The organism is Rhizobium sp. PP-CC-3G-465, assembly GCF_004343445.1.
GTDB classification, from domain to species: domain Bacteria; phylum Pseudomonadota; class Alphaproteobacteria; order Rhizobiales; family Rhizobiaceae; genus Ferranicluibacter; species Ferranicluibacter rubi.
Genome location: NZ_SLYH01000036.1, coordinates 1 through 8,802, shown reverse-complemented (window position 1 = coordinate 8,802; position 8,802 = coordinate 1). Strand labels below are relative to the sequence as shown.

The window sequence follows — 8,802 nt, the reverse complement described above, 5'->3', positions numbered from 1 at the left end:
CGCACTTGGTCGCGCGACTTTGAACGGCTCGTTCGCGGAAATCCTAATTTTGCAGCGCTGCAAAAGTCGAATTAAGATATCGAGCAAATGTCGGGCAGACCGTCCGAAAACTCAAGGCAGGAAAATTTCGTTAGAAAATGATGCTAGCAGCTTCTCCTGCTGCCACCGTCTATAGAATGCATCATATTGAATAGTCGGAATGCCGGAAGGAAATTCTACGTAGGAAATTTCATTCTGAGTTTTCGGACGGCCTGCGGGATTTTTGCGACAGCTCAATTTTCCGCTTGAGCCGGACCTAGCGTCATACCGTATTGAATATTCCTGAAGGAGTTTTCGATGCACGATCGCCGAAATAGAGATCAAGTTTTGCTGACCGCGTTGGAATGTGCAGAGCAGGTCGGTGTTAGCATTCGAGCACTTCGGCTCTACGAGCAATATGGCCTGATCTCCCCACGGCGCACGTCCAAGCAATGGCGACTATACGGCAGCACCGAGATCGTTCGCCTGAATGAAATTCTGGCCCTCAAAACCCTCGGCCTTAGCCTGCGCGATATAGCAAAGCTTCTGGAAGGACAGGTCGCTGATTTGGAGCAAACGCTTTCATTGCAGCGCGAGGCTTTAGCAAACTCGAAGGACCGCGCCATACGAGGGTTGCAGGTGATCGAAAGTCTTCAATCGAAGATTCGATCCGGAGGCACACCATCGATTGATGATCTTACCAATCTGGCAAGGGAAACTCACATGACAGAGACTTCTAAGGATACCGCAGCCTGGCGTCGATACGAACAGATGCGTCCAAGAGACGAGGTTCCGATCAAGGCGGACCTCCTCGACACCTTTTCGGGTGCCTACGAGACTTCCGACGGAACGCTCTCAATTGTCACCAATCACGACGGCCAACTCGCGTACAGGATTGTAGGTCAGTCCGACATCGACATATTTCCAGAGGGCGAGACCGAATTTTTTATGAAGGTACTGCCGGTTCAAATAGAGTTCTGCCGCGACCACGATGGTAGGGTCGATGGTCTTGTTCACCATCAGAACGGGTTCGAGGACCATGCCCGAAAGGTTGCCGTAGACCCGATACTCCGCATCGAGGCTGAGATTCAGCAGCGAATCCGCGATCAGACGTCAATGCCTGGAAGTGCAGACATCCTGCGCCGCCTGATTGAGCAGCATGCGCGGGGGGAACCCGACCTTGACGGTATGGCACCAGCATTGGCGGCGCTCGCAATCGAGCAAAAAGACTTTATCCAAAGCGAGCTGGAGAAAGCTGGGTCCTTAAAAGCCCTGTCATTTAAAGGCGTTCAGCAAGGCCTCGATATTTATGACGTCGAGTTTGAAAATGCGAAAATGGAATGGGGTTTCGCAGTCACGCATCGAGGCAAAGTCAGCCATCTCTATTTGCGTCCAGCTCTGTAAGGGCGAACCTCATCGCTCCTGCCTTTGTAGCATTGCAAAAGCACAGCTAACATATCGAGTAAAATTCGGTATTTTGGCAACAGAGAACCGAGCGCGAGCGTCAATGAAGTTTGAGAAGTTTTTCATAACATCGGGCCAAGCGGACGCGCGATTAGAAATCGTGGTGGCCAAACCTCAGTCCGATGGGCCGCATCCGACGGTCGTTTTCAACCATGGCTTTACCGGAAGGGGCCGTAATAAGTCCCTCTATACAAGGACGGTATGCCCGGCCGTCACGGCACACTATTTTGTTGAGAAGGGCTGGATGGTCCTCTTTCCACAGCGCCGTGGAAGAGGGAAGTCAGGCGGGGGCTACGGAGAAGGTCTAGCTCCAGACGGCTCCGGCTACTCTTGCAATATTGAAATTTCGGTCGCGGGTTTCGAGCGTGCCGTCGAAGACATGGACGCTGTTGTTCGCCATCTGCGCGAACGATCTGATGTGGATCAAGACCGGCTTGTCATCGGGGGCGTCTCACGCGGCAGCATTCTGTCGATAGCGTATGCCGGTATGCGACCGAATACGTTTCGCGGCGCTATTAATTTCAACGGTGGCTGGCTCGGCAGAAGTTGCTCGAACCATGAAATCGTCAACCCAACCCTCTTCGAACGCGGCGCACCTGCCGACATTCCGACGCTTTGGCTGCATGGCATCCGTGATCAGTACTATCGGATAGAGCACTGTAGAGCAAATTTCGAAACGTTCCTGTCGGCGGGAGGAAAGGGGAAATTCGTTGCTGCCCCAATGGGCCATGCCTTGCTGTTCAAACCAGCATTGTGGAAACGGCATCTCGATCAGTATTTGAGTGATATTGACGTGCTAGGTAATCCTAGTGCGGATTCCGCTCTGAAGCCGGCCGCCATTCCGATCATTGACCGGCCACCGTTCCGATTTGAAGCCGGCCACCATTCCAATCAATAACCGGCCAGACATGGGGATCGAAGAACGGGTCGCCTGGATCCGGGCAGATCGTTGGTTGGAAACGCCCGATGCGCGAGCAGCTTTGGCGCGGCTTGAGGATTTGCTCTCCTATCCGCCGCGAGACCGAATGCCATGTCTGCTCCTCTACGGCGACACCGGGATGGGAAAAACCAAGATTATTCGAAAGTTTCTTCGCGATCACCAGCCCATTTTTGATCGCGGAACCGGGGTGACGACCATGCCGGTCGTGGCAATGCAGATGCCTGCCGAACCTGTTGAGCGCGACGTCTATGGTGAGCTTCTCAATGCGATGAGCGCGCCTGGTCCGGTGGGAGATGCAACGTACCGTCTGAAGAACACTTGCCGCACCTTGATGCGCAAGATGGGGGTGCGGATGCTGATCATCGATGAGATACACGCCATGCTGACTGGGACCTATCGGCAGCAACGGGTCTTCCTCAATGTCATTCGCTTTCTCGCAAATGACCTGAAAGTTCCGCTGATTTGCGCCGGCACGGATCTGGCTCGCCAGGCGTTGTTGACGGATCCGCAGCTTGCGGAGCGGTTCGAGGCCTTTCATCTCAAGCGCTGGTCCAATACGCAGCAGCTTGCACAACTGCTCGCAAGCCTCGGGAGCATCCTTCCTTTGCGTGAGCCGTCGCAGCTTGGCTCTGCGGCGGTTCGGCGCAAGGTGCTGGACATGACCGACGGCGTCACAGTCCGGATTTTTCGGCTCATCGAGACCGTGGCGGTTGAAGCCGTCCGGACTGGTACGGAGGCAATCACACTGGACAGTTTCGACGGTGACAACCTCGTGCTGCCACTCGTCGCTATGGCGCGACGATCGGAACGCCGCCTACAGCGGCAGGCAAGTTCATGAGACATTTACGGCTGCTGGCCGTCGCACCTCGTCCCTGTGACGACGAACTTCTCAGTTGTTGGCATTGGCGGGTGTCGAGCCATTATTCCATCTCACCCCAGCAGGTCGAAGACTGGATAACCAGGTCCTCCGGCGGCCAGCACCCTAGTTTCTTCAGCCGCGACTTCCATCCCGATCGAGCCGCAAGTCGATCATGGGCGCTTGCCTGCCGCCTGCAGCAAGCAGATTTGGAGCGACTGTCTCTGCAAAGTACCGAACGCAGCAGGGCCTCATTCGTGAGCGATCCCGTGCATCGAGGCGTTTGTCCGGCATGTCTGGACGAGGATGCCGAGAGGGGGAGGGACCATTATTGCCGGCGATCGTGGGCATGCATCGAATCGGTGACATGCCCCTGGCACGGAATTGGCCTCGAGATTAACTGTTCTCGATGTTTTCGCAGCGGTTTGTTTCAGTTCCGGTCGACACTTGCCGGGGTCGTCAGACTGTTTTGCCGTGATTGCAATGCGGTTGTCTCGGCGCGAAGCTTTCGGCGACGCGATCAAGCAGACATGGTGCAGATTGCGTCGGTGATCAGCGACGCAATCGTCACTGGCGGGCCGGAACTGGAACGTATCGCCAAAGCATGTCGCTTCCTCTGGGCGCCGACTTCGGACGGAGCGCCCTACATTACCTCGCTGGGCCTGCCGCTACCCTTTGGTCGGCGTCCTTCGGCATCGACAGACATTGCGCCGCTGACGAAACTTTCACCTGCATGGCGCGCGGTGACGATTGCGGCGATCGCGGGCCTGCTCTTTGGGATGAGTTCCGAAACGAAACGACTTCCGTCTTCCGCTCGCACGGCCTTTCGAGAATTCGAGCTCGAGCCCACCGTCCCAGATCCCTACGCACCCTTAGCAGCGCAATTGACTTCACCCTTGAAACTCCGCCCAGAACCCGAATACCGGCAGCTCGCCAGCGACATCATCCGGAGCCAAGCCTGGAAATCTCTTCCGCCGAAATCAGGAAGGGCGAGAAATCGCGCGATCGGTAAATTGATGCTACGTGCCCTCAATGACGGATGAGGCCGAACCGATGCGCCTCATCCAGCAAGTCGCGAACGGATGATGGCTGCCATTTGCGTCCCCCGCGCGCTGGTCGCTCTCCCATCTGATCAAGCTGGCTGGCAATGTCGCGCAGCGACAGGCCGGGATCGGCAATGGCAATCGCTGCGACAAGCTTCATGAGGTGATCTTCTGGCGCGCGGCGTGGAGAGCGGACCAGTAGTTCAGGCTCGGCCAACTTTTCGCGGACCATGCGATGCACGGCCCGACGTAGCCTTTCCACCGTCCAGTCATGGCCTCGGCGATTGAGGATCCGCACGACGTTGTCCCAGCTATGCTTTGGGCGAAGTTGCCGAACGGTCGGGAGCCAAGTCTGGGCAGTGGAGATCAGTTCGTCGAGATAGAGTTTTTCCCTGGCCTTTGACACCGCCTTGATGGCTTCCGGCCGCCGCTCACGAAGTCCAGGGTTCCCCGGTAGCTTGCCGCGGGCTTTTGCCGCCTTGATGCCTGCCTTGGTTCGCTCGGCGATCAGCGCACGTTCGAGCTGCGCGACGGCACCAAGAACCTGGAGAGAAAACATGCCCTGTGGCGTGGACGTATCGATCGGATCGCGGATCGATCGAAAATGGACGCCGCGCTGCTCGAGATCTTCTATAACCTGCAGAAGGTGGCTCACAGACCGAGCAAGGCGATCCAGCCGGACGACGACTAGCACGTCGCCGGCTTTGAGGTCTCCGAGCAACCTTGTCAGAACTGGTCGCGCCCGCGATGCGCCGGAGCCCTGCTCCTGAAGTATTCTCTCACAGCCGGCGGCACGCAGCTCGTCCATCTGTGCGTCATGCACCTGATCGTCGGTCGAGACACGCGCATATCCTATAAGACGTTTCGGGGCTGGCGATGGATTGGCGACTTGCCGTTTTGCCATGATTTTCTCGTGCGCATTTCGGGTGGTTTGTACAAATAAGGAATGCGTGAGAAAATGACCCTTTGCAGGCGTGTTTTATCGATCGATTTGCAGCCTCCTACAGAGCGAAAGGCGGCTCTGCCGGCGTCTGGACATCTTGAAGCTGCCGGAACGCATCCACGGCCTTCGCTGGCGGAAACGCACCAATTGCAGGGTTCTGAGAGCGCGCACGGTCGGAAGAGAGGCGTAGAGGGCCCTTTGGAGCGCTACGGTTGCCCGAATGGCCATGCGCGGTCCGCCGATCCGGGAAGAGTTGTCCGGTGAACTGAGGCGAGGATCCGGCGATCTGGGCCGAGAAATGCCGCCAAAACCCTGTGTTCCCGGCCGTTCCGCCGATCTAGGACGACCGACATACAGCGTCAGGAAGTCGAAATCCATCACTATCGATACTTGAATACTATCGTTAGTGAGCTAAGCTGCCAGGCACGGCAATGTATGACGCTAGCAATAGAGCAGTTTGCTTTCGCTATGGAAATCATGCATAAGCATTTCAATGCCTTATGATCTCGACAAGATCGATATGAGAGTGCTCAATGCACCGGCCGCCCGTGCCGGTGAAGCTTTGGCACGTCTGGATGAGCGCATAGCCCGCTCGCCGATCCGCGACGGCTTTTTCCAGCGGCAGAACTTTGCCGACGCCATCGCATCGCTTTGGGTCGACGGCGAACTCGTCCACCTTGAAGACATCGTCCTGCACGATGTCCGCCTCGATATCCGCACGCCGACCCACGAACTGACCATTGCGCACTCGATCCTGCGCGCCCGCCGGCAGATTTTTGCACATCCGCCCGACTGGGCGCTCAGCGCCGCGGGCATTGCTCGTTTGCGGGGGAGGGGAGTGCTCGGTGACGAGCCCGTTCCGGCGCGGTCCGATTTGGCGCGCTCGGTCGGCGCAGATGATCTGGCGCTGGACGACGACTCGCACGGCGACGACTTCGCCGAGATTGACGCGGTCCTGGCGCGCAGCACCGCGGTTCTCAACGGGTCGGCCATCCCCCGGCCGGCCGATGCCCGCGATCCGTTGGTCTATGACGCCGACTGGGACGAAGACGAGCGGCTTGAACAGTGGCGGATGGTTCTCCACGAAACCGGCGGCCTGTCGCCCGCGTTGCGCGGCGCAATTTTGCTCGATGCCTGGAGCGCGATCGAAGTGCTACAGCACCGCACCGAGCTCGGCCGCCAGCTGGTCGCCTCACTGCTGCGCCGCGACGGCACGACGCCGTCCCACCTGCCGGCACTCAATGTCGGGCTGCGCAGCGTGCGACGTGAACAGCGGCATTCCAGAAGTCGAATGACGCGGCTTTTGGCGCTCCTCGAAGCATTTACGGCGGCGGCGGAATTGGGGATGAAGGAGCATCACCGCATTCTGCTCGCCCGCCAGCAGCTGGAGCGTCAGGCATCCGCCAAACGCACCAATTCGAACCTGTCACGGCTCGTCGACCTGGTCGTGGCGCGGCCAGTGGTGTCTGCCAACCTGATTGCCAAGGAGCTTGGCGTCACGCCGCAAGGAGCGCGGCATCTGGTGGCGCAGTTGCCGCTCAGGGAGATGACGGGGAGGGGGAGGTTTCGGGCGTGGGGATTGCTGTAGTTGTACAGCGTTCATGCCAACGCGATAGGTTTAAATTAAATGACTTTTCAGATAGTTGTATACGCTCGACCATGTAGTGGGAAATGCGGGCTGCTAACCAAACGACGACTAAGAATAGAGGAGTGGTGAATGAAAGATCCGTTTCGTGACATCTCCATGTCGTCGAAGCTTTTAGATGACATCGCCCGGCAACAACGGATGATGGACGACATCCTAAAACCTATTGCGGGTCTAGATCTCGTCGATCAGTTCGCCCGCGGCGTCGCTGCGAGCGGCTTAATGGACGAAATCAACAAGCTATCGAAACTGTTCGAGTTTACTCGGTCGCCCGCCTTCATGCAGGCAATTGAGCAAGCCAATGCTGCGTCCCGTATGACCGACATTGCCGGAGCCCTCAAGTTGTCGGCTTTTGTATCACCAAAAATCGCGGAGATCACGCACCTTAGTCAAATCGCAGCTGGGTGCGTGGCTCCTTTTGAGGGCATCCTGAACGCGCAGCAGGACTGGGACGTAATTCTGTCCGGCCGTATGGCGGCGATCGATGTTGATTGGGCTCTTGCAGACGAACCTGAGGCGTCGGCAGAATCCTTTGCTCGGCTCAGCCGGCTCTCTGACGTTGCGCGATTGAGCGCTCCATACACCGACGAGACTAGCGAGATCGTCTTTGATGAGCTTGGCGCGCTGAGCGCTTCTCCGGATGAGAAGGAGACTGTCGAGGTACGTGAGGATCGATATGATGATGCGGGTCGTGAGCGTGCGCTAATTGCCTTTCCGCCGGCATCATACGGCCGAGTGATGGTCTCTGCCGGTTTCGGCATTTCTTTTCCCGAGCCGCCGGCGCTGTCGGTAGAGGACGGTCTTTTCGAGCCGGTTCAGTTCAGTCCGGAGACCGGCTACTTGCTGCAAAGCCTTGAAGGGCATCTTCGCAACTTCGTGAGCGCTCGCCTTCATGCGCTCGAGGGTGAGGCGTGGATCAAGCGCCGCGTGCCTCAGGGCGTTCGGGCGAAATGGCAAGAGGGCAGAAAGACGGCTTTAGCAGCCAACAAGCCAGCTTTCGCCCTGATCCACTATTCTAACTTCATGGACCTGGCAGACATTATCGTCGCCGGTAACAACTGGCCGGAATTCACCGGCGTGTTTCCGAACCAGGAGAACCTGCGCGTCTCATTGCTGCGGCTTTATTACATCCGAAACGACATCGCCCATTCTCGGCCCATCAGTATGACGGACATGCTCGTCGCGATGACTGAGGGTACCTTCATGTTTAGATGCTTGGGGCTACCGGTCCATTACGCACACTGAGCCTATCTGAGGAACGAGATCCTGGAGTGCGAAACCTGCCGACCGATCGAGGGCTTTCGATGACACATCACATTTTCTTCTCCTGGCAAAGTGACACGCCGAATGGGGTTGGCCGTTCGCTGATAGAGACTTGCCTGGAGCGGGCGATAGGAGTGCTCCAGGCAGACGCCGACGTTGATCTGGCCGACCGCGATATCGTTGTTGATCGGGACACATTGGACGTGCCAGGATCGCCGCCGATCATGGAAACCATTTTCGGCAAGATCGACCGTGCCGCCGTTTTCCTTTCGATCTCACCTATGTGGCGGAGCGCCCTAGCGGTGGAAGAACACCGAACCCCAATGTCTGCATCGAGCACGGCTGGGCTCTGAAGGCCCTGACCTCAGTGGTGGAGCACCGCACCGCCACGTCGGCGCCAAGGGGTCATGAATCCGGAGACGACATGGCGGATGCGTTTGGTACGGCCCGGACATCTTGAGTATCAAGCGACAATCGGCGAGCGGATTGACGATGATCCTGACATTCTGGTTGATGGACTTCGCCTCGAAGCTTTGTGAGCGCGACGAACACGCCACGTTGTGGCAGAGGCCAGTTTGTGTTCCTGACTACTGGCGGACGGCGCGGGTGACAGCATAGAGCTGGGTGACG

General features: G+C 57.6%; 8 protein-coding genes and 1 pseudogene. 8 read left to right on the top strand and 1 reads right to left on the bottom strand.

From position 1 onward, the window contains the following. Positions 1-336 precede the first annotated feature (336 nt). From C8J33_RS26420 to C8J33_RS27745, 5 genes and pseudogenes are all read left to right on the top strand, one after another. Positions 337-1,422 (top strand): MerR family transcriptional regulator, encoded by a 1,086-nt coding sequence (locus C8J33_RS26420; RefSeq protein ID WP_132665899.1) that lies wholly within the window; start codon positions 337-339, stop codon positions 1,420-1,422. 103 nt (positions 1,423-1,525) lie between these two features. Further along, positions 1,526-2,380, top strand: a complete 855-nt coding sequence (locus C8J33_RS26415; RefSeq protein ID WP_132665898.1) for an alpha/beta hydrolase family protein — start codon at positions 1,526-1,528, stop codon at positions 2,378-2,380. Between the two features lie 10 nt (positions 2,381-2,390). Continuing rightward, positions 2,391-3,260, top strand: coding sequence for a TniB family NTP-binding protein (locus C8J33_RS26410; RefSeq protein WP_132665897.1), 870 nt, complete (start codon positions 2,391-2,393; stop codon positions 3,258-3,260). Continuing rightward, positions 3,257-3,658: pseudogene (locus C8J33_RS28030) on the top strand (TniQ family protein); the annotation flags it as partial. The gene C8J33_RS26410 and the pseudogene C8J33_RS28030, both read left to right, overlap by 4 nt. 150 nt (positions 3,659-3,808) lie before the next feature. Next, positions 3,809-4,321: a hypothetical protein gene (locus tag C8J33_RS27745; protein ID WP_245507304.1), complete on the top strand. Its 513-nt coding sequence runs from the start codon at positions 3,809-3,811 to the stop codon at positions 4,319-4,321. Here C8J33_RS27745 and C8J33_RS26400 read toward each other — a convergent pair. Continuing rightward, on the bottom strand, positions 4,308-5,225 hold the full coding sequence (locus C8J33_RS26400) for a recombinase family protein (protein WP_132665895.1): 918 nt from the start codon (positions 5,223-5,225) through the stop codon (positions 4,308-4,310). The two genes, C8J33_RS27745 and C8J33_RS26400, sit on opposite strands and share 14 nt — an antisense overlap. Before the next feature lie 532 nt (positions 5,226-5,757). Here C8J33_RS26400 and C8J33_RS26395 point away from each other — a divergent pair. The 3 genes from C8J33_RS26395 to C8J33_RS26385 all read left to right on the top strand — a co-directional run bounded on the left by C8J33_RS26395 (position 5,758) and on the right by C8J33_RS26385 (position 8,525). Continuing rightward, positions 5,758-6,852 (top strand): RHE_PE00001 family protein, encoded by a 1,095-nt coding sequence (locus tag C8J33_RS26395; protein ID WP_132665894.1) that lies wholly within the window; start codon positions 5,758-5,760, stop codon positions 6,850-6,852. 129 nt (positions 6,853-6,981) lie between these two features. After that, a complete protein-coding gene (locus C8J33_RS26390; protein ID WP_132665893.1) occupies positions 6,982-8,154 on the top strand; it encodes a Swt1 family HEPN domain-containing protein in 1,173 nt (390 codons plus the stop codon). Between the two features lie 59 nt (positions 8,155-8,213). Continuing rightward, a complete protein-coding gene (locus C8J33_RS26385; protein ID WP_132665892.1) occupies positions 8,214-8,525 on the top strand; it encodes a hypothetical protein in 312 nt (103 codons plus the stop codon). Positions 8,526-8,802 lie beyond the last annotated feature (277 nt).

Coding starts and splice junctions, on each gene's coding strand:
- C8J33_RS26410 (WP_132665897.1), top strand. CDS start 2,391: ATGGGGATCGAAGAACGGGTCGCCTGGATCCGGGCAGATCGTTGGTTG.
- C8J33_RS26415 (WP_132665898.1), top strand. CDS start 1,526: ATGAAGTTTGAGAAGTTTTTCATAACATCGGGCCAAGCGGACGCGCGA.
- C8J33_RS26420 (WP_132665899.1), top strand. CDS start 337: ATGCACGATCGCCGAAATAGAGATCAAGTTTTGCTGACCGCGTTGGAA.
- C8J33_RS26395 (WP_132665894.1), top strand. CDS start 5,758: ATGCCTTATGATCTCGACAAGATCGATATGAGAGTGCTCAATGCACCG.
- C8J33_RS27745 (WP_245507304.1), top strand. CDS start 3,809: ATGGTGCAGATTGCGTCGGTGATCAGCGACGCAATCGTCACTGGCGGG.
- C8J33_RS26390 (WP_132665893.1), top strand. CDS start 6,982: ATGAAAGATCCGTTTCGTGACATCTCCATGTCGTCGAAGCTTTTAGAT.
- C8J33_RS26400 (WP_132665895.1), bottom strand. CDS start 5,225: ATGGCAAAACGGCAAGTCGCCAATCCATCGCCAGCCCCGAAACGTCTT.
- C8J33_RS26385 (WP_132665892.1), top strand. CDS start 8,214: ATGACACATCACATTTTCTTCTCCTGGCAAAGTGACACGCCGAATGGG.